General features: G+C 63.5%; 25 protein-coding genes and 1 pseudogene. 12 read left to right on the top strand and 14 right to left on the bottom strand.

The window, feature by feature from the left end:
* Positions 1–92: 92 nt before the first annotated feature.
* Positions 93–1,277, bottom strand: coding sequence for an ABC transporter substrate-binding protein (locus tag PARACOCCUSGL_RS0108495; RefSeq protein ID WP_010395274.1), 1,185 nt, complete (start codon positions 1,275–1,277; stop codon positions 93–95).
* A 122-nt stretch (positions 1,278–1,399) separates the two neighbouring features.
* The gene (locus PARACOCCUSGL_RS0108490; RefSeq protein WP_010395272.1) at positions 1,400–2,413 is read right to left on the bottom strand and encodes a GlxA family transcriptional regulator; all 1,014 of its coding nucleotides are present in this window, start codon (positions 2,411–2,413) and stop codon (positions 1,400–1,402) included.
* Between the two features lie 116 nt (positions 2,414–2,529).
* On the opposite strand from PARACOCCUSGL_RS0108490, the gene PARACOCCUSGL_RS0108485 reads away from it, so the two are divergent.
* The gene (locus PARACOCCUSGL_RS0108485; protein WP_010395270.1) at positions 2,530–3,939 is read left to right on the top strand and encodes a class II 3-deoxy-7-phosphoheptulonate synthase; all 1,410 of its coding nucleotides are present in this window, start codon (positions 2,530–2,532) and stop codon (positions 3,937–3,939) included.
* Between the two features lie 68 nt (positions 3,940–4,007).
* On the opposite strand, the gene PARACOCCUSGL_RS0108480 is transcribed toward PARACOCCUSGL_RS0108485, so the two are convergent.
* Positions 4,008–4,751 carry a PAS domain-containing protein gene (locus PARACOCCUSGL_RS0108480; protein WP_010395268.1) on the bottom strand — a complete coding sequence of 248 codons (744 nt, stop codon included), beginning with the start codon at positions 4,749–4,751 and terminating at the stop codon, positions 4,008–4,010.
* Between the two features lie 193 nt (positions 4,752–4,944).
* On the opposite strand from PARACOCCUSGL_RS0108480, the gene gmk reads away from it, so the two are divergent.
* The 3 genes from gmk to PARACOCCUSGL_RS0108465 are packed head-to-tail and all read left to right on the top strand — an operon-like array spanning position 4,945 to position 7,153.
* Positions 4,945–5,577, top strand: coding sequence for a guanylate kinase (gene gmk, locus PARACOCCUSGL_RS0108475; protein ID WP_029371855.1), 633 nt, complete (start codon positions 4,945–4,947; stop codon positions 5,575–5,577).
* The gene (locus PARACOCCUSGL_RS0108470) at positions 5,574–6,101 is read left to right on the top strand and encodes a gamma carbonic anhydrase family protein (protein ID WP_010395261.1); all 528 of its coding nucleotides are present in this window, start codon (positions 5,574–5,576) and stop codon (positions 6,099–6,101) included. The genes gmk and PARACOCCUSGL_RS0108470 overlap by 4 nt, the downstream gene beginning before the upstream one ends.
* Positions 6,101–7,153 carry an ATP-binding protein gene (locus PARACOCCUSGL_RS0108465; RefSeq protein WP_029371853.1) on the top strand — a complete coding sequence of 351 codons (1,053 nt, stop codon included), beginning with the start codon at positions 6,101–6,103 and terminating at the stop codon, positions 7,151–7,153. Before PARACOCCUSGL_RS0108470 ends, PARACOCCUSGL_RS0108465 begins: the two co-directional genes overlap by 1 nt.
* A gap of 60 nt (positions 7,154–7,213) precedes the next feature.
* Here the strand turns inward: PARACOCCUSGL_RS0108465 and purF are convergent, their stop codons facing one another.
* The 6 genes from purF to PARACOCCUSGL_RS0108435 all read right to left on the bottom strand — a co-directional run bounded on the left by purF (position 7,214) and on the right by PARACOCCUSGL_RS0108435 (position 13,047).
* Complete coding sequence (purF, locus tag PARACOCCUSGL_RS0108460; protein WP_138918315.1) at positions 7,214–8,710, bottom strand: amidophosphoribosyltransferase; 1,497 nt, start codon at positions 8,708–8,710, stop codon at positions 7,214–7,216.
* A gap of 133 nt (positions 8,711–8,843) precedes the next feature.
* A complete protein-coding gene (locus tag PARACOCCUSGL_RS0108455; protein WP_010395254.1) occupies positions 8,844–9,449 on the bottom strand; it encodes a CvpA family protein in 606 nt (201 codons plus the stop codon).
* Between the two features lie 52 nt (positions 9,450–9,501).
* The gene (gene radA / locus PARACOCCUSGL_RS0108450; protein ID WP_010395251.1) at positions 9,502–10,866 is read right to left on the bottom strand and encodes a DNA repair protein RadA; all 1,365 of its coding nucleotides are present in this window, start codon (positions 10,864–10,866) and stop codon (positions 9,502–9,504) included.
* Between the two features lie 45 nt (positions 10,867–10,911).
* Entirely contained in the window at positions 10,912–12,102 is a 1,191-nt protein-coding gene (locus tag PARACOCCUSGL_RS0108445; RefSeq protein WP_010395249.1) for a UbiH/UbiF family hydroxylase, read from the bottom strand.
* A gap of 18 nt (positions 12,103–12,120) precedes the next feature.
* Positions 12,121–12,318: a hypothetical protein gene (locus PARACOCCUSGL_RS0108440; protein WP_010395247.1), complete on the bottom strand. Its 198-nt coding sequence runs from the start codon at positions 12,316–12,318 to the stop codon at positions 12,121–12,123.
* A 42-nt stretch (positions 12,319–12,360) separates the two neighbouring features.
* Entirely contained in the window at positions 12,361–13,047 is a 687-nt protein-coding gene (locus tag PARACOCCUSGL_RS0108435) for a pyrimidine 5'-nucleotidase (RefSeq protein ID WP_010395245.1), read from the bottom strand.
* 65 nt (positions 13,048–13,112) lie between these two features.
* Between PARACOCCUSGL_RS0108435 and PARACOCCUSGL_RS0108430 the strand changes: the two genes are divergently transcribed.
* From PARACOCCUSGL_RS0108430 to PARACOCCUSGL_RS0108420, 3 genes are read left to right on the top strand one after another with little or no spacing between them, the layout of a single operon-like run.
* Positions 13,113–13,748 carry a GntR family transcriptional regulator gene (locus PARACOCCUSGL_RS0108430; protein WP_010395242.1) on the top strand — a complete coding sequence of 212 codons (636 nt, stop codon included), beginning with the start codon at positions 13,113–13,115 and terminating at the stop codon, positions 13,746–13,748.
* Positions 13,748–14,374, top strand: a complete 627-nt coding sequence (locus PARACOCCUSGL_RS0108425) for a DNA-3-methyladenine glycosylase (protein WP_010395240.1) — start codon at positions 13,748–13,750, stop codon at positions 14,372–14,374. Before PARACOCCUSGL_RS0108430 ends, PARACOCCUSGL_RS0108425 begins: the two co-directional genes overlap by 1 nt.
* A 10-nt stretch (positions 14,375–14,384) precedes the next feature.
* Positions 14,385–15,041, top strand: a complete 657-nt coding sequence (locus PARACOCCUSGL_RS0108420; RefSeq protein ID WP_010395238.1) for an alpha/beta hydrolase — start codon at positions 14,385–14,387, stop codon at positions 15,039–15,041.
* Positions 15,042–15,244: 203 nt separating this feature from the next.
* On the opposite strand, the gene PARACOCCUSGL_RS0108410 is transcribed toward PARACOCCUSGL_RS0108420, so the two are convergent.
* Entirely contained in the window at positions 15,245–15,679 is a 435-nt protein-coding gene (locus PARACOCCUSGL_RS0108410) for a VOC family protein (RefSeq protein WP_010395231.1), read from the bottom strand.
* Positions 15,680–15,812: 133 nt separating this feature from the next.
* Between PARACOCCUSGL_RS0108410 and PARACOCCUSGL_RS20430 the strand changes: the two genes are divergently transcribed.
* The 3 genes from PARACOCCUSGL_RS20430 to PARACOCCUSGL_RS0108395 all read left to right on the top strand — a co-directional run bounded on the left by PARACOCCUSGL_RS20430 (position 15,813) and on the right by PARACOCCUSGL_RS0108395 (position 17,343).
* Complete coding sequence (locus PARACOCCUSGL_RS20430) at positions 15,813–16,094, top strand: multidrug efflux SMR transporter (protein ID WP_255348778.1); 282 nt, start codon at positions 15,813–15,815, stop codon at positions 16,092–16,094.
* A gap of 134 nt (positions 16,095–16,228) precedes the next feature.
* Positions 16,229–16,825, top strand: a complete 597-nt coding sequence (locus PARACOCCUSGL_RS0108400) for an HNH endonuclease (protein ID WP_010395226.1) — start codon at positions 16,229–16,231, stop codon at positions 16,823–16,825.
* 281 nt (positions 16,826–17,106) lie between these two features.
* Positions 17,107–17,343 (top strand): hypothetical protein, encoded by a 237-nt coding sequence (locus tag PARACOCCUSGL_RS0108395; RefSeq protein ID WP_010395224.1) that lies wholly within the window; start codon positions 17,107–17,109, stop codon positions 17,341–17,343.
* 92 nt (positions 17,344–17,435) lie between these two features.
* On the opposite strand, the gene PARACOCCUSGL_RS22145 is transcribed toward PARACOCCUSGL_RS0108395, so the two are convergent.
* Positions 17,436–17,600, bottom strand: a complete 165-nt coding sequence (locus PARACOCCUSGL_RS22145) for a hypothetical protein (protein ID WP_192826986.1) — start codon at positions 17,598–17,600, stop codon at positions 17,436–17,438.
* Positions 17,601–17,764: 164 nt separating this feature from the next.
* Between PARACOCCUSGL_RS22145 and PARACOCCUSGL_RS20425 the strand changes: the two are divergent.
* Positions 17,765–18,845: pseudogene (locus PARACOCCUSGL_RS20425) on the top strand (PA0069 family radical SAM protein).
* On the opposite strand, the gene bmt reads toward PARACOCCUSGL_RS20425, so the two are convergent.
* Both bmt and trpS read right to left on the bottom strand, forming a co-directional pair.
* Positions 18,846–19,805 (bottom strand): betaine--homocysteine S-methyltransferase, encoded by a 960-nt coding sequence (bmt, locus tag PARACOCCUSGL_RS0108380; RefSeq protein ID WP_010395220.1) that lies wholly within the window; start codon positions 19,803–19,805, stop codon positions 18,846–18,848.
* Positions 19,806–19,892: 87 nt separating this feature from the next.
* Entirely contained in the window at positions 19,893–20,912 is a 1,020-nt protein-coding gene (gene trpS, locus PARACOCCUSGL_RS0108375) for a tryptophan--tRNA ligase (protein ID WP_010395218.1), read from the bottom strand.
* Positions 20,913–20,995: 83 nt separating this feature from the next.
* Here trpS and PARACOCCUSGL_RS0108370 point away from each other — a divergent pair, with 83 nt between their 5' ends.
* Positions 20,996–21,709 carry a rhomboid family intramembrane serine protease gene (locus tag PARACOCCUSGL_RS0108370; protein WP_010395214.1) on the top strand — a complete coding sequence of 238 codons (714 nt, stop codon included), beginning with the start codon at positions 20,996–20,998 and terminating at the stop codon, positions 21,707–21,709.
* On the opposite strand, the gene murJ is transcribed toward PARACOCCUSGL_RS0108370, so the two are convergent.
* Positions 21,700–23,244 (bottom strand): murein biosynthesis integral membrane protein MurJ, encoded by a 1,545-nt coding sequence (gene murJ / locus PARACOCCUSGL_RS0108365; RefSeq protein WP_010395211.1) that lies wholly within the window; start codon positions 23,242–23,244, stop codon positions 21,700–21,702. The two genes, PARACOCCUSGL_RS0108370 and murJ, sit on opposite strands and share 10 nt — an antisense overlap.
* Positions 23,245–23,248: the final 4 nt, after the last annotated feature.

Genomic DNA, 23,248 nt, shown 5'->3' with positions numbered 1-23,248 from the left:
TCATGCGTTGGCATGAAGATCTTCCCTTATGGGATTGTTTTTAATTCAGAAAAGGGTCCGGTTTCTCGGACCCTTTTCGCGATCTCATGATATCAGCGATAGCCGACCACGTTCAGCTTGCCGCCTTTGAAATCGACTTCGCGGTAGACACCCGCGCTTTCGCCCGGCTCGATCAGCTCGACCGAAGTTGCACCGACATAGTCGATGTCCTGACCCGCGGCCAAAAGTTCAAGCGCCTTGGCCAGTTCGCCCGGCAGGATCTTTTCACCCGGCGCGTTGGCAACTTCCATCACCTTGTCCTTATAGACCTTGGGGTCCGAGGATTTGGCGGCCTGCATGGCCAGAAGCATCAGCGCAGAGGCGTCATAGGATTCGCCGGCATAGGCCGAGGTGCCGTCGAAACCTGCTTCCTTGGCCAGAGCCTCGAACTTCTCATGCCCCTCGCCTTCAGCCGAGGGGTTCTGGCCGAACGAGGTTTCAAGCTGAGTGCCGAACTTCTCGGCGAGCACATTGTTCACCATGCCGTCGGGCAGCACGAAGGTCTCAAAGGCGCCGGTGTCAAGCGAACCCTGGATCACGCCCGAGCCGCCCTGGTCGGCATAACCGGCGACGACCAGCGCATCACCGCCGGCGGCGGCAAGTGCGGCGACCTCGGCCGAATAGTCGGCTTTGCCGTCGTCATGGGCTGAAACCACGGTCACAGTGCCGCCTTTGGCCTTGTAGGCCTCGGCAAAGCTGTCGGCCAGGCCCTTGCCGTAGTCGTTGTTGGTATAGGTGACCGCGACGCTTTTGATGCCGCGCTCAAGCACGATATCGGCCATGACTTCGCCCTGACGCGCGTCCGAAGGCGAGGTGCGGAAGAAGAAGCCCTTGTCGTCGATGGTCGACAGCGCAGGCGAGGTTGCAGAGGGCGAGATCATCACCACACCGTTCGGCACGCCCACGCGTTCCAGCGAGGCGATGGTTTCACCCGAGCACATGCCGCCCATGATGCCCTTGACGCCTTCGGCAGTTACCAGCCGTTCGACAGCGGCCACCGAGGCGGCGGCATCGGCGCAGGTGTTATCGGCTACAACCGGCACGATGGTCGAGCCGTCCAGCAACTTGCCACTGTCCGAAACCTCCTTCATCGCCAGTTCCGCGCCTTTTTGCATTGCGGGCGAGATCGATTCCAGCGGCCCGGTCAGGCCCAGCGAAATGCCCATCTTGATCTCTTCGGCACCGGCAGCGCTGGCAAGCAGAGCACCGGCGGCGCTGGCCAGAAGAAGCTTTTTCATTCGTTGTCTCCCTGAGTGGATCGTTGTCCTGTCAGACAGGTTATAGGGGCGGCAAAAAAAAGAAAAGCATGTTGGAGGCCGGAGAATGTGGCAATTCGGCGGCTTGCCGTGGCGGAAACCGGCTATCTGCCAGAGGCAGCGCCGCGTTCGCGATAGGGCGTGCAGCCGTAGGTTGCGCGGTAGCATTTCGAGAAATGCGCCGCCGAGGCAAAGCCGCAGGCCAGCGCGATTTCCATGACGCTCATTTCGGTCTGCAAAAGCAGGTTCCGGGCGCGTTCAAGCCGCAGCTCCATGTAATGGCGTTTGGGCGACCGGCCAAGGTAGCGGGCAAACAGCCGCTCAAGCTGGCGGGGGGACAGGCCCGCCTCGGTCGCCAGTCGGGCAGGGCTGATCGGGTCCTCGATATTGGCCTCCATCCGCGCGACGACCTGCGCAAGCCTTGGGTGGCGCGCGCCAAGCCGGGGCGGAATCGACAGGCGCTGCTGGTCCTCTTCCGAGCGGATGGCGGTGTGGATCATCTGATCGGCCACCCGTCCGGCCAGTTCAGGGCCGTGGTCGCGGGCGATCTGGCGCAGTATCATGTCGATGGCGGCGGTGCCCCCTGCGGCGGTCAGGCGGTTGCCATCCTCGACAAAGACGGTGCGGATCAGGGTGACATCGGGGAACTTCTCGGCAAACCCGTCCTGATTTTCCCAATGAATCGTGCAGCGGCGACCGTCGAGCAAGCCAGCCTCGGCCAGCACCCATGCGCCGGTGCACAAGGCACCGATGCGGGTGCCGCGCCTCGCCTCGCGCCGCAGCCACGCCAGTACCTGCCGGCTGGCTGCGCGCGGCACGTCCAGCCCGCCGCAGACCAGCACCGTGTCGCCACGCGCTGTCTCGGTCAGGCCACTGTCGAGCATCAGCCGCGCACCGTTTGAGCAGGTGGCGGCCTTGCCGTCCTCTCCGATCAGGCGCCAGTCATAAAGCTCGCGCCCTGCCAGACGGTTGGCAAGGCGCAGGGGCTCAATTGCGGCGGCAAAGGAAATCATGGTGAACCGGTCCAGCAGCAGGAACAGATAGCGCTGCGGACGCGGCTGGGAGGGGGGCGGAATCGCTGCCGGGGCAGGGGTAACAGCTGGGACGATATCTGGCATGTCGGACGCGCGTAACTAACAGATGCAGATCAGCAGGCTAACTCGATGCGTGCAAGGCTTTTCCTTTGGTCTTGCAGTCTCTATATGGCAGGCACCGCTTGCAGAAGGATAGGATCATGGCCCCGACGAATTCCAGTCCCGCGACCCCGGCACCGGCATGGGACAAGCGCGGCTGGCGCGCCTATCCCCGTACTCAGATGCCCGATTATCCCGATCAGGCCGCGCTTGAGGCTGTTGAGACGCAGCTTGCCAAATACCCCCCGCTGGTTTTTGCGGGCGAGGTGCGGCGGCTGAAAGCCTCGCTCGCGCAGGTCGCGGCGGGCCGCGCCTTCCTGTTGCAGGGGGGCGATTGCGCCGAAAGCTTTGCCGAATTCTCGGCCGACAATATCCGCGACACCTTCAAGGTCATGTTGCAGATGGCTGTCGTTTTGACCTGGGGGGCGCAGCTGCCGGTGGTCAAGGTCGGCCGCATGGCAGGCCAGTTCGCCAAGCCGCGTTCGGCCGCGACTGAAAAGATCGGTGAGCAGGAACTGCCGAGCTATCGCGGCGATATCATCAACGGCTTTGAGTTCTCGGCCCAGGCCCGGGTGCCTGATCCGCAGCGTATGCTTGCGGCCTATACGCAGGCGGCGGCGTCGCTGAACCTGCTGCGCGCCTTTTCGACCGGCGGCTATGCCGACATGCATCGCGTCCAGAGCTGGATCAGCGATTTCACCGGTGGAGAAGAGGCGGCGCGTTATCGCGACATCGCCGACCGCATCAGTGACGCCATGGCCTTTATGGCGGCGGCGGGTGTGACTTCGGAAACCGCCCATGACTTGGGCAAGGTCGATTTCTATACCAGCCACGAAGCCCTGTTGCTGGAATACGAAGAGGCCTTGGCGCGTATTGATTCGACGACGGGCCTGCCGGTCGCGGGGTCGGGCCATATGATCTGGATTGGCGACCGCACCCGTCAGATCGACGGAGCCCATGTCGAGTTCTGCCGCGGTGTGCAGAACCCGATCGGGCTGAAATGCGGCCCCTCGATCAGCGACAGCGATCTGAAAACCCTGATCGCCAAGCTGAACCCCGAGAATGAGCCGGGCCGACTGACCCTGATCGCCCGCTTTGGGGCCGGCACTGTCGGTGACCACCTGCCGCGCCTGATCAAGGCGGTTCAGGAAGAGGGTGCGAATGTCGTCTGGTCCTGTGACCCGATGCATGGGAACACCATCAAATCTGCCTCGGGCTACAAGACCCGGCCGTTTGATTCGGTGCTGCGCGAAGTGCGCGAGTTCTTTGCCGTTCACCGCGCCGAGGGCACCATCCCCGGGGGCGTCCATTTCGAGATGACCGGCAAGGATGTGACCGAATGCACTGGCGGCGTGCGTGCCGTGACCGACGAGGATCTGTCGGATCGCTATCACACCGCCTGCGACCCGCGCCTGAACGCCAGTCAGTCGCTTGAGCTGGCATTTCTGGTTGCCGAAGAGCTGCGCAACCGCCGCGTCAGCGGCGCAGGCCGTGCCCGCGCGGCGGGCTGATCTGCAAAGATTTCCCTCTGAACGGGGCGGCGGGGCTTTGGCCTAGCCGCCCTTTTCATTTGGGCGGGTCAGGCAGGCGTACGGGGATTTCGGATCAGGCGGAAACGGGCACGCCGCGCCTCGGGCGTCGTCGGCTCGCACTGCGGGGCCGAGGGACCGGTCCATGGCGCAGGAGGTTCGGCAAAGCTTATGTAAGAGGGCGAAGGCTCAAGCACTCTGGCGCCCGGGATAACCGGGAATTGCCGATCTGCCAACAGATCAAAGCGACGCGGATTGGCCCCGATCTGACCCTCGGCGGCCAGACAGCCAAGCGCCCGGGTCACGTCCCCAAGGTCCGAGCGCAGCGGCAAAAGCGTCATCCGCCCTTCCAGTGCCGGCCTGCCGTAGCTGGCCGGGGATTGCAGGGTGATTTCGGTGATCTGCGGCCCGCGAAAGACGCTTTCCAACACATCCGACAGTCGCCCGCGTGAGGTGGTGTTGAAAAGGGCGCATAGCGGCATGCCCCGCACCTCCATCCCCATCAGGTCGATAAGATGTCGCCCCGCCAGTCGAAAGCGCGCTGCGCCCGGGGCGATGCGCTCAAGGATAAAGGTGTAATCCAGCACCCGGCGGATGCCATGCGGATCAATATCGGCGCGGTCGGGGATGGCGCGCCCCTGGCGCAATCCTTCCCAATAGCTGCGGATTTCGCCAAGGATACTGCCAGGCCGGATCGGCTGTTCATAATCGGCCAGACGCAAGAGCTTGCCGCGATTCTGCGAGGGACCTGCCTCATATGTGCGGTCATTCTCTTTTCCGGGGTCATCCGACATCGGGTTGGTCTTGCCTGCCTACTCGTAACACAAACGGTTTTTTCGCAGCCTAAACCCTTGTCGTCGCGCTGCCGAGCAAATTCTTGACCAATGGTTAAAATCGGCCCGGACGCCCTGCCGCGGGGCTTGACCCTGCGGGCGGCGGGGGTCATTCAGACGGCGCTGGAACGGCAGGGGATATAAGGGCATGGAGATCGGGCGCAGCGGACTTCTGGTGATCCTGTCCTCGCCTTCCGGGGCGGGCAAATCGACGCTGGCGCGGCGGCTGATGGAATGGGATCCGGCTTTGCGCTTTTCGGTTTCGGCCACCACCCGCAAACCCCGCCCCGGCGAGGTCGAGGGCGAACATTACTATTTCCGCACGCCCGAAGAGTTCAGCGCAATGGTTGCGGGGGGGCAGATGCTTGAACATGCCGAGGTGTTCGGCAATTTCTACGGCACCCCGCGCCAACCGGTCGAAGAGGCGATGCTTGCCGGCCGCGACACGTTGTTTGACGTCGATTGGCAGGGCGGACAGCAGATCCGCGCCTCGGCTCTGGGCAATCATGTCATCTCGATCTTTGTCCTGCCACCGAGCCTGGCCGAGCTGGAGCGGCGGCTGATCGGCCGCCAGCAGGACTCGATGGAGGTGATCGCCGCCCGGATGCGCAAAAGCCGGGATGAGATCAGCCATTGGGCCGAATACGATTATGTCATCATCAACGACGATGTTGAACGCAGCACCGAGGCGCTGAAAACCATCCTGACCGCCGAGCGGATGCGTCGCGCCCGGCAGGTGGGTCTTGGCCCCTTTGTCCGCAAGCTCATGGAGGAAGAGAGCGCATGATCTGGCAGCTGGACGGCATAGCGCCGCAAATCGCGGATGATGCATGGGTCGCGCCTGATGCGCAGCTGATGGGCAAGGTGGTCCTTGAGCCGGGTTCAAGCGTCTGGTTCGGGGCCGTGCTGCGCGGTGATAACGAAGAAATCCGCGTCGGCAGGAACTCGAACGTGCAGGATCTGACGGTCTGCCATACCGATATCGGTTATCCGCTGACCATTGGTGCTGATTGCACCATCGGCCACCGCGCCATTCTGCACGGCTGTACCATTGAGGATGGGGTGCTGATCGGCATGGGCGCGATCATCCTGAACGGGGCCCGGATAGGGGCCGGATCGCTGATCGGGGCCGGGGCGTTGATTGCCGAGAATAAGGTGATCCCGCCCGGATCGTTGGTCATGGGGACGCCGGGCAAGGTTGTACGCGAGCTGGACGAAGCTGCGCGCGCGAGGCTGCTGAAATCGGCCGAGGGTTATAATCGCAATGCCGCCCGCTTTCGTCAGGGGCTGGCTCAGGCCGGGCAGGGATGATGATCGAGGCGCGGCTGCACGCATTGCTGCGCGCCGTGCCGGTGCCGATGCTGGTCGTAGACCAGCGGGCGCGCGTCATCGGTGCCAATGAGGCTGCTGAAGCTTTGCTTGGTGCAGTGCCGGGCGACCGGCCCTTTGTTACCGCCCTGCGCCACCCCGAGGTCAACGCGGCGCTGGACGCGGTTCTTGCCGGGCAGGATCGGGCGCGGCTGAATGTCACGCTGGGCTCTGCCGACCGGCGGGTGTTCTGCGAGGTGACAGTCACCGCGCTTGCGGCGCCGGGGCTATCTGGCGCGGCGGTGGTGATCGAGGACCGATCCCGCGACGAGGAAACCGAGCAGATGCGTCGCGATTTCGTCGCCAATGTCAGCCATGAATTGCGCACCCCGCTGACCGCGCTGATGGGCTTTATCGAGACGCTGCGAGGTCCGGCCCGCAACGATCCCGCCGCCCGCGACCGCTTTCTGGACATTATGGAGCGCGAGGCGGGGCGGATGAACCGTCTGGTCGCCGACCTGCTGTCACTTAGCCGGGTCGAGCAGGATGAACGCCGTCGCCCCGCGCAGGCCCTGGATCTGGCCGGGCTTTTGCGCAGCGTTGTGACCACGCTGAACCCCGCTGCCGCCTCGGCCTTGGTACGGCTTGAGCTGCTGGGGGCAGATAGCAAGGTCTCGGTTCCCGGCGATGCTGATCAGCTGGTGCAGGTCTTTCACAATCTGATCGAGAATGCGGTGAAATACGGCAGCTCGGGTGGGGTCGTCACTGTAACGCTTGAGCATCTGACGCATGAGCCGGTGCTGCGCGGCCCGGCCTGGTCAGTTTCGGTGGTGGATCGGGGGGAAGGGATCGAGCCTCAGCACCTGCCGCGCCTGACCGAGCGTTTCTACCGCGTCGACACCCATCGTTCGCGCGAAAAGGGCGGTACCGGATTGGGGCTGGCGATCGTCAAGCATATCATCAATCGCCATCGCGGTCGTTTGCGGATCGAAAGCGAGCGGGGGCAGGGCAGTCGCTTTACCGTTATTCTGCCCGAAACCATCGGCCGGATCTGAAACGAAAAAAGGCGGGTCAGGTACCCGCCTTTTTTAATGATTTTGCGGCGCCAGCACCTGTCATTCGGCCGCGTGGCCGGTGATCGGATTAGGTGCTGCGTCGGATTTCATGCGGAAGCCGCGCTCAAGCTGGTCGAAGGGCGCGACCGGATAGTCACCCGAGAAGCAGGCGTCGCAATATTGCGGGCAGGCATTGTTACGGCCCCTGGCCTCGCCCACTGCGCGGTAAAGCCCGTCCAGCGTGACAAAGGCCAGCGAATCAACGCCGATCCATTCGCGCATTTCTTCTTCGGACATCTGTGCGGCCAGCAGCTTGCCCCGGTCGGGCGTATCGACGCCGTAGAAACAGGGCCAGGCAGTCGGCGGAGAGGCAATACGGAAATGCACCTCGGCCGCGCCGGCGTCCAGGATCATGTCCTTGATCTTGCGGCTGGTCGTGCCACGTACCACCGAATCATCGACCAGCACCACGCGCTTGCCCTTGACCAGCGCCCGGTTGACGTTGAGCTTCAGCCGCACGCCCATGTTGCGGATCTGCTCGGTCGGCTCGATGAAGGTCCGGCCCATGTACTGGTTGCGGATGATTCCCATGCCAAAGGGGATGCCGCTTTCATGGGCATAGCCGATGGCTGCGGGGGTGCCGCTGTCGGGAACGGGGCAGACCAGATCAGCCTCGACCGGCGCTTCGCGGGCAAGTTCGACCCCGATCTGACGCCGGGTCTCATAGACCGAGCGACCGCCGATAATCGAATCGGGGCGCGAGAAGTAGACATGTTCAAAGATACAGAACCGGCCGGTCGAGGGGCCAAACGGGCGTGAGCTTTCAATTTCGCCCTTCGAGATGACGACCATCTCGCCCGGTTCGATCTCGCGCAGGAATTCCGCGCCGATGATATCAAGGGCACAGGTTTCCGAGGCCAGTACAAAGCCATCGTCGCCGATCCGGCCAAGCACCAGCGGCCGCACGCCCAGCGGGTCGCGCACACCGATCAGCTTGGTACGGGTCATCGCGATGACCGAGAAGGCACCTTCGACGCGGCGCAGGGCATCTTTCATCCGCTCGGGGATGTTGCGCTGGATCGAGCGTGCCATCAGGTGGATGATGCATTCCGAATCAGAGCTGGACTGAAAGATCGAGCCACGCTCGATCAGTTCGCGGCGCAGCGCCAGTGCGTTGGTGATGTTGCCGTTATGGGCGACCGCACAGCCGCCCATGGCAAATTCGCCAAAGAAGGGCTGCACGTCGCGGATTGCTGTCGCGGCCTTGGTGCCGGCGGTCGAATAACGCACATGGCCGATGGCAAGGGCACCCGGCAGGGTCTCCATCAGGCTTTGCTTGGTAAAGTTGTCGCGGACATAGCCAAAGCGATGCGCGCTGTTAAAGCCCTGTTCGGCATCATGGGCGACAATGCCGCCCGCCTCCTGACCCCGGTGTTGCAGGGCGTGCAGCCCCAGGGCAACGAAATTCGCGGCATCCGCGACTCCGATGACACCGAAGACGCCGCACTCCTCGTGCAGACGATCGGAATCAAAAGGATGGGCAAGGAATGGCTGCATCATCACCGACTCTTGGGGCTATTCCGGGAAGGATTAGGGGACGCTTGACGCCAATCTAGGCTTTCAGACCGCCGAAGTCACGCCCTGCGGTCACAGCAGGGCGCATTTTATGTCACAAAATAGCCATATGAGCCTAGTTTGCCGTGCTGGCCGGAGCCGGAGCGGAGGTATCGACCGGCTGGCCGGTGGCCCCGCAGCTGCGCACCAGCTGTTCATAACGGCTGACGACCCAGCCCGGGGCGTCCTGCGGGATCTGCTGGTCCATCTTGCCGCGCATCCGCTCAAATACCTGCGCCGAGCGCGAGTTGTCCACGATGGCGACAGGCTGGCTGGTCATCACGCGATCATAGACGATGAAGGCGATCGCGACGAGCAGGATGCCCCGTGCCACACCAAAGAGGAAGCCCATCCCCTGATCGACGCCGCCAAGCGCCGAGCGCTGCACGACCGATGAAAATAGCGGCGTGATGATCGAAAACAGCACCAGCGCCAGTGCAAAGACCACCGCGAAACCCGCAATGGTGGCCAGTTCGCAACTGTCGGCCAGGAACTTGTTCAGCCCCGGCACCTGCGCCACCATCGGCCGCACCGTCGGCGCAAAGATAAAGGCCAGCGCCGCCGCGCCGATCCATCCCAGGATCGCCAGCGATTCGCGCACGAAACCCCGCGCGTAGGCCAGGATCGCCGAGAGGATGATCACGGCCGCGACAACGCCGTCGATGATGGTGAATCCGTCCATTTTCACGCCCTTTCGCGGTCTTTCCCGCGTTTGAAGGCCAGATCCGCCGCCTTTAACCGGCGCCGAATGTCTCGCCCACGAAACCTGTCAGATCCGCAATGCGGTCGATCCGCATCCCGGCAATGCCCTCGACCTTGGTGGCCGCGGGCAGGATCGCACGTGAAAAACCAAGTTTCTGTGCCTCTTTCAACCTGTTTTCCGCCTGAGCGACCGGCCGCAGCGCCCCCGAGAGGCTGATTTCACCGAAAAGTACGGCCTCGGCAGGCAGGGCAACATCCTCGCGCGCGCTTAGAAGGGCGGCGGCAATCGCAAGATCGGCGGCGGGCTCGTTCACGCGCATCCCCCCGGCAACATTAAGAAAAACGTCAAGCCCGGCAAAGGGAATGGCGCAACGGGCCTCCAGCACGGCAAGGATGGTCGAGACCCGTCCGCTGTCCAGCCCGACCACCGTTCGGCGGGGACTTGCCAATGTCGAAGGGGCGACAAGAGCCTGAACCTCGGTCAGTACGGGACGCGTGCCTTCGATCCCGGCAAAGACCGCCGAACCGGCACTAGGTTCACCACGTTCCGACAAAAACAGCGCCGAAGGGTTTGCAACCTCGGCCAACCCGCCGCCGGTCATCTCGAAAACGCCGATTTCGTCAGCAGGGCCGAAACGATTCTTGTGGGCGCGCAGGATGCGGAACTGGTGGCCGCGCTCACCCTCGAAATAAAGCACCGTATCGACCATATGCTCGACCACGCGGGGGCCGGCGATCTGGCCCTCTTTGGTGACATGGCCGACAAGGATGACCGAGGTGCCGCGCCGCTTGGCAAATGTCACCAGCTCATGCGCGCTGGCGCGTACCTGCGCGACCGAGCCGGGCGCCGCCTCGATCCGGTCGGACCACAGTGTCTGGATCGAATCGATGATGGCGACATCTGGCCGCTCGGTGTCGAGCGTCGTCAGAATGTCGCGAAGGGCTGTTTCGGCCCCCAGCCGCACCGGCGCATCGCCAAGGCCAAGCCGCTGTGCGCGCAACCGGACCTGAGCACTGGCCTCCTCGCCCGAGATATAGATTGCCTGCTGTCCCGAACGGGCAAAGGCGGCGGCGGCCTGCAAAAGCAGGGTGGATTTGCCGATACCCGGGTCGCCTCCGACCAGCAGGGCCGAACCGGGAACCAGCCCGCCACCCAGCACCCGGTCAAGCTCGGCTATGCCCGAGATGGCGCGCGGGGGCGGGGCCTCTTGCGTCGCGAGGCCCGACAGGGGGATCTGCTTGCCCTTCAGCGTCCCAAGGCCCCGGCCGGGACCCTGCGACAAGGGCGCTTCCTCAATGATAGTGTTCCATGCCCCGCAGGCATCGCAGCGGCCGGCCCATTTGCGATGGCTGGCGCCGCAGGCGGTGCAGGTAAAGGCAGTGATCGGTTTGGCCATGCAGCCTATCTGGCAGATTGTGCGCGGGCGCGCCAGCCGGGCATGTCAGGCGGCGCCCAGCCCGGCGCGCATCAGGATGCGACGTACCGGCGACACGGCATAAAGCCCGCCCAGCGTCGCGGCGCGCAGATCGCGCAATGGCCGGGCTGAGATCATGCTTGCCCGGTTCAGCGCGTCGATGCCGATCAGCCGGGCCATCGCCTCGGGGCGGCGGCGACGCTCATAAGCGGCAAGCGATCTGGCGCTGCCCGGATCATCCGCCGAGAGGTCCAGCAGCGAGGCCAGATCGGCCAGGCTCATGTTCAGCCCCTGCGCACCGATCGGCGGGACGACATGGGCGGCCTCGGCGATCAGGGCGGTGCGTGGGCCGGTGAAGCGGTCGGCAATCTGGCTGATGATCGGCCATTCGGTCAGGCGGGTCGCCTGGGTCAGATGGCCCAGTACCCCGGCCGAGCGGCGGTTCAGCTCGGCCTCGAATTCCTCGCGGGGCAGGGCGCGCAGGCGGCCGATCTCGGCGCCGCGCTCAAGCCAGACCACGGCCGAGGATGGCTTGCCCCCGCGGTCGGGCAGCGGGACCAGTGTAAAGGGACCGCCCCAGCGATGGATCTCGGTCGAGACATTCCCATGCGGGCGCTCATGGGTGACCGCAAAGGCCAGCGCCTTTTGCCCATAGCGAAAGGTGCGTACGCCGATGCCAAGCGCCTGCCGCACGGGCGAGTTGCGGCCATCGGCCCCGATCACCAGCCGGGCGCGGATACGGCTGCCATCGGTCAGCGTGACCAGCGCCTCGCTGTCGCGGACGACCAGTCCCGCCGTGCCGGTGCCGGGCAGGAAGCGGAGGTTTTGCAGGCCGGTAAGCCGGGCCGAGATTTCGCGTTTCAATAGCCAGTTGGGCAAGTTCCAGCCAAAGGGCTGGTCCGAGATTTCGGAGGCGTCGAATTCCCGCGTCAGCCGCGCCTGCGACAGTTTTCCGCCGGCGTCGATGATGCGCATGATCTGCAGGGGCGTTGCATGGGGGGCGAGCCGTTCCCACAAGCCAGCCGCCTGCAAAACCGGGATCGAGGGTTGCAGAAAGGCGGTGCTGCGCAGGTCCGACCCCTGCGCACTTTCTTCGGTCACGGGCGGGGCGGGATCGACGCAGATCACGCTGCGCCCCGCGCTGCCAAAAGCGGCTGCGGTGATCAGCCCGGCAATGCCGCCGCCCGAGACGAGGATATCCGTGTCGTCGATTGCCATCTGCACCGCCCTGCGCTGCTAAAAGCCTGCCGCGTAGGCGACAAGCATGCCAAATACCAGGATAGTCGCCGCCAGCGCGATCAGACTCAGCGCGGGCAGCCCCCAGATGACGAGAGCAACGACCGAGAGAACCACCACCAGCAGCGCAAAAACGAAAAGGGCTGCGGCGGTGCGCATATCTGCCTTGGCGTTGGCGGGGTGTACGGATTCGGACATGGCGCGTTCCTTGGCTTGCGGTTTTTCCTGTCGGCGAAGGCTTCAGTTCTGGCCCAAGGCGGCAGTTCCGGCAAGTCCGCGCAGGAAAGCGGTCAGATCCTGCGTATGGTAATGGACGTGCGGGCCATGATCGTGATCCGGGGCCAGAGCATCGGGGCCGTGGCGCCCCTCACCCACAAGAATCGTTGTCATTCCAAGGTGATGTGGCACGGAAAGGTTCCTTGGATCATCCTCGAACATGGCGGCACCGGTGGGGTCGAAGCCCTCGGTGCCCTGAACTGCGGCATAAGCGCGCGGATCGGGCTTAGGGTGAAAGCCCACTTCCTCAACTCCATGGATGGCATCGAAAACTGTCAGGCCGCGCCGTTCCAGTACCCGCAGAGCATAGGTGCTGTCGCCGTTGGTGTGGACGATCTTGCGGCCGGGCAGGGCGGTGATCAGCCCGGCCAGTTCGGGGTCGGGCTGCAGCTCTGAAAAGTCGATGTCATGGACCTCGCGCAGATAAGGCAGCGGGTCGATGCCATGTTCGGCCATCAGCCCGGCCAAAGTGGTGCCGTGTTCGCGCCAGTAATGGGCGCGCAGACGGCTGGCCTCGGCCTCGGTCACGCGCAATTCGCGCATGACATAGGCGGTCATGCGCCGTTCGATCTGATCGAAAAGGCGGATCTCGGGCGCATAAAGCGTGTTGTCGAGATCAAAGATCCAGGTTGTTACATGTCCAAAATTCATATTCCCTGCCTAAACCTGCGGCATGGCGCTTGCAATCGCCGTTCCGAGCGCGGATCGTGCCTGACATGAAAGACGCCTATTCCCTGATCCTCTCTGCCATTGATAATGGCATTTACCGCCCCGGCGACCGCCTGGTCGAATCCGAACTGGCCGAGCGTTTCGGCGTTTCGCGCACCCCGGTCCGCGAGGCGTTGCAGCGGCTTGAGACGCAATCGATGCTCAAACGCGACGGACGCAGCCTGATTGTCGCCACTCTGGACCACAATCAGCTGGCCGAGCTTTATACCGTGCGCGCCGAACTTGAGGCGCTGGCGGCGCGGCTGGCGGCCCGTCACGCCACACCCGAAGAGGTCCGCGTGCTGGCCGGTATGGTCGAAGAGGACCGCGCCATCCTTGGCGACCCGCAGGCTCTGGTGCGGGCGAACCGCCGGTTTCATCATCAGATTCATCTGGCCTCGCATAACCGCTATCTGGTTCAGCAGCTGGGCCTTGTGCATCGCAGCATGGCGCTGATGGCGCGTACGAGCCTTGCCGCGCAGGGGCGCGACGTGGTCACGCTTGATGAGCATCAGGCCATCGTCGATGCCATTGCCGCCCATGACAGCGCCCGCGCCGAAGAGGCGCTGCGCCATCATATCTCGATGGCCTTTGAGACCCGCCTTAAGGAAGAGGCCCGCCACCTTGAGGAAGGCGAGGGCTGATGACCCGCGAGATCCGCGCCTCCGCCGATCTGGAAGAAGGTGCGGCGCATCTGATGCAGGTCTGCCCGGTCTGGAAACGCGAACTGCCGGCGCTGATGCCTCTGCCTTTGCGACGCTGGTCCGAGGGGTTTGCCGCCATTCGTGACGCGGTGGTCGCCCAGCAGATCTCGACCCATGCGGCGAATGCGATTGCCGCGCGCATGACCGAGGCGGGGCTGGCTGATGAGGTGGGGATCGCCGCTGCTGATGAGGACGCTTTGCGCGCCGTCGGCCTGTCCCGTCCCAAGGCCCGCTATCTGCGCGGTATCGTCGCGGCTGGGGTCGATTGGGCCGCGCTGCGCGACCTGCCTGATGATGAGGTGATCGCCCGGCTGACCGCCTTGCCCGGTATCGGGCGCTGGACCGCCGACATCTATCTGAAATTCGCGCTTGGCCGCGCCGATGCCTTTGCAGCGGGCGATCTGGCGCTCGCCGAAGCGGCGCGGCTGCTCTATGCCCTGCCCGAGCGGCCCGGCCCGGCAATACTGACCGAACTGGCCGAGCCGTGGCGGCCCTGGCGTGCGGTTGCGGCCCGGGCGCTGTGGGCCTATTACCGGGTCGCAAAAGGGCGCGAGGGCGTCCGCTGAGGGGGACGAGATGCTGCGCGAGTTGAAATCCGAACGCAAAGGCCCTGCCAAGGCCGATTCAGTGGTGGTGTTCCTGCATGGCTATGGCGCTGATGGTGCCGACCTGCTGGGCCTTGCTGATCCTCTGGCGCCGCATCTGCCGGGTGCGGCATTCTACGCCCCGAACGCGCCCGAGCGTTGTGTCAACAATCCCATGGGCTATCAGTGGTTTCCGATCCCGTGGATGGATGGCTCATCCGAAGAGCAGGCGCGCTCTTCGGCCACGCAATCTTTTAATGACATCAATGCCTTTCTGGACAAAGTTCTGACGGATGAGGGGCTGCCTGCAAGCCGTCTGGCCGTGGTCGGCTTTTCGCAGGGTACGATGATGGCGCTGGCCGTCGCGCCGCAGCGCGAGGAAGAGATTGCCGGCGTTGTCGGCTTTTCTGGCCGTCTGCTTGACCCCGAGAATGTTGCGGCCCGCGTCAGGCCCCCGATTCTGCTTGTCCATGGCGATCAGGACCCGGTGGTTCCGTTCGAAAGCATGAGCGTCGCCGGTGAGGCGCTGCAAAAGGCCGGGTTTACCGTGTATGGCCATGTGATGAAGGGAACCGGGCACGGCATCTCGCCCGATGGGCTGTCGGTGGCGCTGGCCTTCCTGAAAGAGCGGTTTGCCGCCACGGAATAGCATCTGGTGCGATTCTGCTCTTGCGTAACCCTCTTCCTTCCCTACGTTGATATGAGAGAGACGAGGAGAAGCCACATGACCCTGATCTGGATGACCGCTATCGCCATGGTTTCGGCTGGCATGGTTGCCCTGCGTCTCCGGGCGCCGCAGCCGCAGGCTGTCGCGGCACGCGCCAGGCGCCGCTAAGTCAGGGCTGTGCTAAGTCAGGGCTGGGCGTCAGAGTTCCAGATCGCCGGGTCGGCTATCTCGATCGAGTTGCCGGCAGGATCGCGGAAATACAGCGACCTGCCGCCCTGAGGCCAGATAAAATCTGCCTCAACCTCGACACCGCTTGCCTCCAGATGCGTGCGCCAGGTGTCCAGAGTCTCTGGCGCGGCCCCTATGCAGAAATGGCCCGGCCCTTCGCTGCCATGCGGCGGAACGGGCAGGCGGGCATCGGCTTTGGGCGGGACGCGCGTGGCGCTGGCGCGAAAAACCAATAGCACCTGAGTGCCGCAGCGAAAGAACACATGGCGACCGGGAACGCGGGCTATTTCGGGCAAGCCAATGATCCCGGTCCAGAAGCGGGCGGCCTCGTCCAGGTCCTCGGCATAAAGGGCCGATTCCAGCGTGCCGATCAGTTTGGGCGGTATAGACATGGGCCCATCCTGCCAGCAATCCGACCCTGGGGCCAGCCCAGCTTGACCTTGGCCCGTTGCTGCCGCAGCCTGCGCGCCTGAACAGGAGACAGCGATGGCATGGATCTATCTTGGCGTGGCCGGGCTTTAAGAGATCGTCTGGGCGCTTGCCATGAAACAGTCCGAGGGCTTTACCCGGCTTTGGCCCACGGCAATCACCCTTCTAGCCATGGTCGCGAGCGTCTGGTTCCTGTCGCTGTCGATGAAGGTGCTGCCGCTTGGCACCGCTTATGTCATCTGGACCGGAATCGGCGCGGTGGGGACCTTTGTGCTGGGGGTTCTTGTCCTTGGCGAGCCGGCCGATGCGCTGCGTCTTGTCGCGGCAGTCTTGATCCTTGCGGGGCTGGTGTTGATGAAGATCGCATCGCCGCACTGATGATTGTCATGCCCCTGTCACGCCGCGCGGCTATTTGATGCAGGGCATATATTCAGGGACTTGTCAGCCCGGAGCCGCGATATATAGTCGGAGCCATGTTCTGACCCGTCCTGGGCAAGGCGAAGCGAGGGCCGATGCTGGACGATAACAGCGACTTTCGAACCCAATTCGTGCGCGAGCCATCCAGTTTGCGCCACCATCCCGCACTTGTGCTTAACGCGGACTTCAGGCCACTCAGCTACTACCCGCTGTCCCTGTGGCCCTGGCAGGAGGCGATCAAGGCGGTGTTTCTAGACCGGGTCCAGATAATCGCCGAATATGACGAGGTGGTGCGAAGCCAACGCTATAGCATACGCATTCCCTCGGTTGTGGTACTGAAAGATTACATCAAACCCCAAAAGCGCGTGGCCTTCACGCGCTTTAATCTTTTCTTAAGGGACGAGTTCTGCTGCCAGTACTGCGGTGCGCGGGGCGAGCTGACCTTTGACCATGTGGTGCCGCGTTCGCGCGGGGGAATCACCAGCTGGGAAAATGTCGTCGCTGCCTGTTCGCCCTGTAATCTGAAAAAGGCGAATAAATCGCTGAAAAACTCGGGCATGCGTCTGCGTCGCCCGCCGTGTCGGCCCACGCCGGAAGAGATGCACGCTATCGGCCGACGCTTCCCGCCGAACCATCTGCACGAAAGCTGGATGGATTTTCTTTACTGGGATACCGAGCTGCTCTCGGAATAGGGCGGGGCGGTGCAACGCCCTGTCTTTATGCGGATTTCATCTGCACATCTGTCGCGGTCACACGGGCCGGATGCCCTATTTACCCGGCATTTTAGCGGTCTGGAGATTGCAGTTCCGGGCTACGCCGGTTAAAACGGCCCGTCAGGTTTGCGTGATGACATCCAGACCTGTCTTGCGCCGCTCGCTAATGCGCGGCGCAGCGACTGTCGTCCGCGCGCATGGATCTTCCGCTTTTTGCGGCCATGCAGGGCGATCAACCAAAGACAAGAGAGGGATCTCGCATGTGGACACGTATTCAAACCGTGGTTGACGGAAAGCCCGTTTCTGGTGACTGGACGATCTGCCGCAATGATGTGCCCGTGGGACGTATCAGCCACAATCCGCAAGAGCCCGGCGTTGCTGCCTGGGTCTGGACGATGCTGGATGATCCGGCTGCAGGTGGACGTGCCTGGACCGAAGAAGCGGCCCTTGCCTCGGTCAAGGACTGCGCCGAAAAGCAGGGCTGCGCCGCTGCATGACGTGAGATCGGGGCAGCGGCATCCGCTGCCTTCTCCCCCCGATCCGCTGCAAGGGCGGGGGAGATGCGCCGGACTGAAATACCCGGTGCCGATCAGCTGCGGTGATCGTGCGTTGAAAGATGGGCGATGGCCGCCGCCAGCAAAACCAGCAGACCCAGTGCAAATAGCGGAACACCCGCTGCGCTTGCCGCCCAGATCGTCAGCCCTCCGGTCAGGATGACTGCAAGGATCATGATCAGGAAATGCGGCAAGGGCATGATATCCTCCATTCCCTTCAATATGGGCCGCGCGGTATCCGGCGAAAAGCCCCAGTTCATGCATTGCTGGCTTTCTTGCTGGTAAAGCCCGGGCAATTGCACAAATTTTGATCTCTGACGGCTTCGTTCTGGAAAATGTTCTCTAAATGTTCCATTCTTGGAGCATGAGTCTGCCACCCCGGAACCCTGACGAGATTCTGCGCGCCCGCGGCGCTGACTCGCGCCCTGCTGCGCGGTTCGAGCCCTATCAGCGTGTGCGCGAGCATGACGGCTGGGATATCGGCGAAGAGCAGGGCCTTTTGCGCACCGAGATTGAGCATGAACGGGCACGCTCGATCCTCAATCGCAACAACTCGCCCGATATTCCCTTTGATCGCTCGGTTAACCCATACCGCGGTTGCGAACATGGCTGCATCTATTGCTTTGCCCGCCCGAGCCACGCCTATCTTGGCCTGTCTCCGGGGTTGGATTTTGAAACAAAGATCGTCGCCAAGCCCAATGCGCCCGAACTTCTGCAAGCCGAGATCGGGCGGCGGGGCTACGCTGTCGCACCCATCGGTTTTGGCACCAATACCGACCCTTATCAGCCGATCGAGGCACGGCTTGGCATCATGCGCGGCTGCCTGCAGGTTCTGCATGACTGGAACCATCCGTTCAGCCTTGTGACCCGCGGCCACGGTTCTGCGTGATCTGGACGTGCTTTCAGGGATGGCGGCCAGAAAGCAGGTTATGGTCGGGGTATCCCTGACAACGCTTGACCCTGACCTGGCCCGACAGATGGAGCCGCGCGCGCCCACGCCCCAGACCCGTTTGCGCATGATCCGAGAGCTTGCTCAGGCGGGGGTGCCGGTGCGGGTCATGGTCGCCCCGGTAATCCCTGTGCTGACTGAACATGAGCTTGAACATATCATGCAGGCTGCCCTTGATGCCGGGGCGACCGCTGCCAGCATGATCCCCTTGCGTCTGCCGCTTGAGGTGGCACCGCTTTTTCGGGACTGGCTTCAGCGCCACCATCCCGGCAAGGCTGCGCATGTCATGTCGCGGGTGCAGGCGATGCGGGGTGGGCGCGACAATGATCCGCGCTTTGGCAGCCGTATGCGCGGCGAGGGGCATGGGGCCGATCTGCTGCACCAACGCTTTCGCCTGGCGCGCAAACGGCTGGGCCTGCAGCGTGAGGCAGAGATGCTGGATTGCAGCCGGTTCGGGCCTCCGCCGCGGGCGGGGGACCAGCTTTCGTTGTTTTGATTACTCGCCCGGTCCCATGACTTCGGCGATGCGGGCCGATATCCGTTCTGGGGTGGGGCGCGGGCCGCGCGGCGCGCTGACCAGCGCATCGCGCATCGCCTTCAGGTGGCCGGGCGTGGTGCCACAGCAGCCGCCGATGATGCGCACGCCCAGATCGCGTGCCAGAATGGCGAATTCGGCCATCACCTCAGGCGTCGCATCATAGATCAGCCCGCCATCCTGATAGCGCGGCACACCGGCGTTAGGCTTGGCGATCAGCGGCCGTTCATTGCCCGAGGCGGCAAAGCCTGCCACGGCCAGCAAAAGCTCGGCCGGGCCGGTGCCGCAATTGGCACCATAGGCCAGAGGTGGATGAGGCAGCCGGTCGATCAGCGAGGCAAGCTGTGGAGGCGTCACCCCCATCATGCTGCGTCCGCCGGGCTCAAAGCTCATCATCCCGCACCAGGGCATGCTGACGGTCTGCGCGGCCCTTGCTGCGGCGCGCATTTCCTCGGCGGCGCTAACGGTTTCGATCCACAGCACATCGGCGCCGCCCTCTTTCAGCGCCTGCGCCTGTTCGGTGAACATCGTCGTCGCCTCTGCCTCGGTCAGCCGGCCCATGGGGGTCATGATCTCACCAATCGGGCCGATCGAGCCGGCGACGATCACGGCGCGACCGACCTCGGCTGCTGCTTCGCGGGCAAGGCGGGCGGCGGCGCGGTTCAGTTCGGTGACCCGCGACTCGGCACGGGCCAGCCGCAGGCGGCTGGCATTGGCGCCGAAGCTGTTTGTCAGGATGATATCCGCACCCGAGGCGATCATCTGGCGGTGCAGTTCACGCACCTTGTCGGGATGGGTTTCGCACCAGAGATCGGGCGCCTGTCCCGGTGCCAACCCCATATTATAGAGATTGGTGCCGGTCGCCCCGTCGGCCAGTAGCCAGGAGCGTTCACCAAGCATCCGCGACAGCTGGTCAGGCATGGTCTTTCCCATTCTGCGGCAGGTTGGGGAAGCATAGCCCATCCTGCCGGGAAGTCATTGGTCCATTCGTCGAGCGCCGGGACCCGCTCAGCGTGAGCGGATCATACCCATGATTTCCTTGGTACGCTCAATGATCGGGGCGGAGATTGCGGCAGCCTTTTCCGAGCCGCGGCCAAGGATGCGGTCGATCTCGGCCGGGTCTGCCATGAACTCGGTCATCCGCCTGGTGATAGGCGCGAGAGCGGTCACCGCCACGTCGGCGAGCGCCGGTTTGAACGCACCAAAGCCCTGACCCTCGAACCGTGCCAGCACCTGATCGCCGGTTTCGCCAGTCAGTGCGGCATAGATATTGACGAGGTTGCGGGCCTCGGGCCGGTCCTTGAGCCCTTCCATCGAGCCGGGCAGGGGGTCGGCATCGGTCCGCGCCTTGCGGATCTTTTGCGCGATGGCGTCGGCATCGTCTGTCAGGTTGATGCGGCTTGCGTCCGAAGGATCGGATTTCGACATTTTCCTGCTGCCGTCGCGCAGGCTCATCACCCGGGTCGCGGTTCCTTCGATCAGCGGTTCGGTGATCGGGAAAAAGTTCACGCCATAGTCATGGTTGAACTTGGCGGCGATATCGCGGGTCAGCTCAAGATGCTGCTTCTGATCCTCGCCCACCGGGACGGCGGTCGCGTGATAGGCCAGAATGTCGGCGGCCATCAACGAAGGATAGGCAAGCAACCCAAGGCTGGAGTTTTCGCTGTTCTTGCCGGCTTTGTCCTTGAACTGCGTCATCCGGTACATCCAGCCGATGCGCGCGACGCAGTTGAAAAGCCAGGCAAGCTCGGCATGCTGGCTGACCTGGCTCTGGTTGAACAGGACCGACACCGAAGGATCGACACCTGCAGCCATAAAGGCCGCCGCGACCTCGCGGGTGTTGTGGCGCAGCTTTTCGGGGTCTTGCCAGACGGTGATCGCATGCAGGTCGACGACGCAATAGATCGTCTCGGCCCCTTGGCCCTGATAATCGGCAAAGCGTTTCAGCGCGCCAAGGTAATTGCCCAGCGTCAATCCGCCCGAGGGCTGGATGCCGGAAAAGATGCGCGGAGCGAAGCTCGTGGTCATGGCACTACCTGCTTGGAAATTCCCGGTCGCTGGCTTACCCCTTGACCAGTCCGGGCGCAACCGCCCACCACAGAGGAACCACGATGCGCCCCGGTTACGATGAATCGCCCCTGAATCCCGTGCCCGCCGTGGTCTGGGTACTTGCCCTGCCGATGATCGCCTGCGAGGCTGTGTTCGGTCTGGCAAAGCTTGGCTTTGTCGGAGGGGGCGCGCAAGGCATGGGATTGGCCATGCGCCAGCTGGCAGTCGAACGCGTTGCCTTTATTCCCGACCTGCTGGTGCGCCAGTGGCAGCTGCGGACCTTTTTCCTTGATGAAAGCTGGCGCATCGTCACTTATCCCTTTGTGCATCTGTCACTGACGCATGCGCTGTTTGTGATCGTCTTTACACTCGCGCTGGGGAACCTGATCGCGCATCAGTTCCGCGCATGGGCGGTTCTGGCGCTGTTCTTTGGCTCGGCGATTGGTGGAGCACTGGTCTATACGCTGGCGGATGCGCTTTTGCCGCAGTTCCGCTTTCAGGCGCTGATCGGGGGCTATCCGGCGGTCTATGGCTTTGTCGGTGCATTCACCTTTCTGCTTTGGACCCGGCTTGGGCAAGAGAACGCGAACCGGTTGCGTGCCTTTACGCTGATCGGGATGCTGCTGGCCTTTCAGCTGGTCTTTGCCATCCTGTTTCAGGACGGCAGCATGACCTGGATCGCCGAGATCGCGGGCTTTGGCTGCGGGTTCCTGCTGTCCTTTGTGCTGATCCCGGGCGGGATCGGGCGCGTGATGCGCCAGATCCGTCAACGCTGACGCCGGAAGCCTGCGCGCAGGTCCGAGGGACGGAAGGCCCCAAGGGCCATCGCCGCAGCGCCATAGGTTGCTATTCCGCCAAAGACCAGCGCGGCCAGCGCCAGATAGCGCGTGCCGGGGGTATGCAACGCCTCTTCGAACACCAGCATCAGCCCCCAGATCACCGCGCCCATCACCACAGAGGCGGCGCAGATGCGGGGCAGGCGATGGCGAAAGCGCGCGTCAAGCTGGGTCGCCTCGCCAAAGGCTCTGGTCCCGCGCCAAAGCTGTGCGGCCATGGTCCAGCCAGCGATAGTCGTGCCAAGCGCGGCTGCAGAAAAGCCGATAAAAGGGGCAAGCCCCAGCGCCGCCACCGCATTGACGATCATCGACCAGATGGCAAAGCGAAAGGGCGTGCGCGTATCTTCTCGCGCGAAATACAGCGGCTGCAGCACTTTTTGCAGGACAAACGCAGGCAGACCCAGCCCATAGATTGCCAGCGCCAGCGCTGTCGGCCCGACATCAGCGGCAAGAAAGGCGCCGCGCTGGAACAGGACCGAGATCAGCGGCTCGGCCGCGACCACCAGCGCCACGGCGGCGGGCACGGTCAGAAACAGCGCGAATTCGGCGGCGCGGTTATAGGCATGACGGCCACCATCCGTGTCCCCGGCCTTTAGCCGTCGCGAGATATCGGGCAGCAGCACGATCCCGATAGCGATACCGACCACCCCCAACGGCAGTTGATACAGCCGGTCGGCATTGGTCAGCCAGGCAATCGCCCCGTCAAAGAATGAACCCACCTGCCGCCCGACAAGCAGGTTGACCTGCACCACCCCCCCCGCAAGGACGGCGGGTGCGGCGATAGCCAGCAGGCGGCGCATATCGGGCGAAAGCCTTGGCCTGCGCAGGCGCAGCGGAAAGCCCATGTGCCTGGCCGCCCACCAGACGGTGAAAAGCTGCGCCAGCCCCGAGACCGGCGTTGACCATGCCATCGCCAGCCCCATATCCCAGCCGCGCCAGTCGGCCAGAAGCATCGCCGCAATCAGGATCAGGTTCATCAGCACCGGCGCGGCGGCGGCGGCCATGAAGCGCCCTCCCGCATTCAGCAACCCCGACAGCAGCGCCGTCAGCGAGATAAACAGAATATAGGGAAAGCAGATGCGGCCATAGATTACCGCAAGTTCGAACCGCTCGTCCCCCTGAAAGCCTGCTGCCTGCATAAGTACAAGCCACGGCATCACCAGATGCGCGATCAGCGACACCGCCAGCACGACTGTAAAGAGCCCCGAGAACGCCTCTTCGGCAAAGCCGCGCGGGTTGTCGTTGCTTTCCAGCCGCTTGGCGAACATAGGCACGAAAGCGGTGTTAAATGCGCCCTCGGCGAAAAAGCGGCGGAACATATTGGGCAGGGTGAAGGCGACGATATAGGCCTGCGCTATCGGGCCGGTGCCCAGATAGGCGGCGATCATCACATCGCGGACAAAGCCGACGATGCGGCTTGCCAGCGTCCACGCGCCGACCGAGAGAAAGCCGCGAATAAGTCTGATCGGTTGCATCCCT

Origin of the sequence: Paracoccus sp. TRP (genome assembly GCF_000185925.1) — a bacterium.
GTDB lineage: Bacteria > Pseudomonadota > Alphaproteobacteria > Rhodobacterales > Rhodobacteraceae > Paracoccus > Paracoccus kondratievae.
The sequence above is the reverse complement of the archived record's forward strand: the minus strand, read 5'-3'. Positions and strand labels throughout refer to the sequence as shown.

Coding starts and splice junctions, on each gene's coding strand:
- PARACOCCUSGL_RS0108470 (WP_010395261.1), top strand. CDS start 5,574: ATGATCTGGCAGCTGGACGGCATAGCGCCGCAAATCGCGGATGATGCA.
- PARACOCCUSGL_RS0108490 (WP_010395272.1), bottom strand. CDS start 2,413: ATGCCAGATATCGTCCCAGCTGTTACCCCTGCCCCGGCAGCGATTCCG.
- PARACOCCUSGL_RS0108370 (WP_010395214.1), top strand. CDS start 20,996: ATGCGCCCCGGTTACGATGAATCGCCCCTGAATCCCGTGCCCGCCGTG.
- PARACOCCUSGL_RS0108425 (WP_010395240.1), top strand. CDS start 13,748: ATGACCCGCGAGATCCGCGCCTCCGCCGATCTGGAAGAAGGTGCGGCG.
- PARACOCCUSGL_RS0108480 (WP_010395268.1), bottom strand. CDS start 4,751: ATGTCGGATGACCCCGGAAAAGAGAATGACCGCACATATGAGGCAGGT.
- PARACOCCUSGL_RS0108410 (WP_010395231.1), bottom strand. CDS start 15,679: ATGTCTATACCGCCCAAACTGATCGGCACGCTGGAATCGGCCCTTTAT.
- PARACOCCUSGL_RS22145 (WP_192826986.1), bottom strand. CDS start 17,600: ATGCCCTTGCCGCATTTCCTGATCATGATCCTTGCAGTCATCCTGACC.
- PARACOCCUSGL_RS0108435 (WP_010395245.1), bottom strand. CDS start 13,047: ATGAATTTTGGACATGTAACAACCTGGATCTTTGATCTCGACAACACG.
- PARACOCCUSGL_RS0108440 (WP_010395247.1), bottom strand. CDS start 12,318: ATGTCCGAATCCGTACACCCCGCCAACGCCAAGGCAGATATGCGCACC.
- radA (WP_010395251.1), bottom strand. CDS start 10,866: ATGGCCAAACCGATCACTGCCTTTACCTGCACCGCCTGCGGCGCCAGC.
- purF (WP_138918315.1), bottom strand. CDS start 8,710: ATGCAGCCATTCCTTGCCCATCCTTTTGATTCCGATCGTCTGCACGAG.
- PARACOCCUSGL_RS0108400 (WP_010395226.1), top strand. CDS start 16,229: ATGCTGGACGATAACAGCGACTTTCGAACCCAATTCGTGCGCGAGCCA.
- murJ (WP_010395211.1), bottom strand. CDS start 23,244: ATGCAACCGATCAGACTTATTCGCGGCTTTCTCTCGGTCGGCGCGTGG.
- PARACOCCUSGL_RS0108420 (WP_010395238.1), top strand. CDS start 14,385: ATGCTGCGCGAGTTGAAATCCGAACGCAAAGGCCCTGCCAAGGCCGAT.
- PARACOCCUSGL_RS0108485 (WP_010395270.1), top strand. CDS start 2,530: ATGGCCCCGACGAATTCCAGTCCCGCGACCCCGGCACCGGCATGGGAC.
- PARACOCCUSGL_RS0108465 (WP_029371853.1), top strand. CDS start 6,101: ATGATCGAGGCGCGGCTGCACGCATTGCTGCGCGCCGTGCCGGTGCCG.
- trpS (WP_010395218.1), bottom strand. CDS start 20,912: ATGACCACGAGCTTCGCTCCGCGCATCTTTTCCGGCATCCAGCCCTCG.
- PARACOCCUSGL_RS0108445 (WP_010395249.1), bottom strand. CDS start 12,102: ATGGCAATCGACGACACGGATATCCTCGTCTCGGGCGGCGGCATTGCC.
- PARACOCCUSGL_RS0108430 (WP_010395242.1), top strand. CDS start 13,113: ATGAAAGACGCCTATTCCCTGATCCTCTCTGCCATTGATAATGGCATT.
- bmt (WP_010395220.1), bottom strand. CDS start 19,805: ATGCCTGACCAGCTGTCGCGGATGCTTGGTGAACGCTCCTGGCTACTG.
- PARACOCCUSGL_RS0108495 (WP_010395274.1), bottom strand. CDS start 1,277: ATGAAAAAGCTTCTTCTGGCCAGCGCCGCCGGTGCTCTGCTTGCCAGC.
- PARACOCCUSGL_RS0108395 (WP_010395224.1), top strand. CDS start 17,107: ATGTGGACACGTATTCAAACCGTGGTTGACGGAAAGCCCGTTTCTGGT.
- PARACOCCUSGL_RS0108455 (WP_010395254.1), bottom strand. CDS start 9,449: ATGGACGGATTCACCATCATCGACGGCGTTGTCGCGGCCGTGATCATC.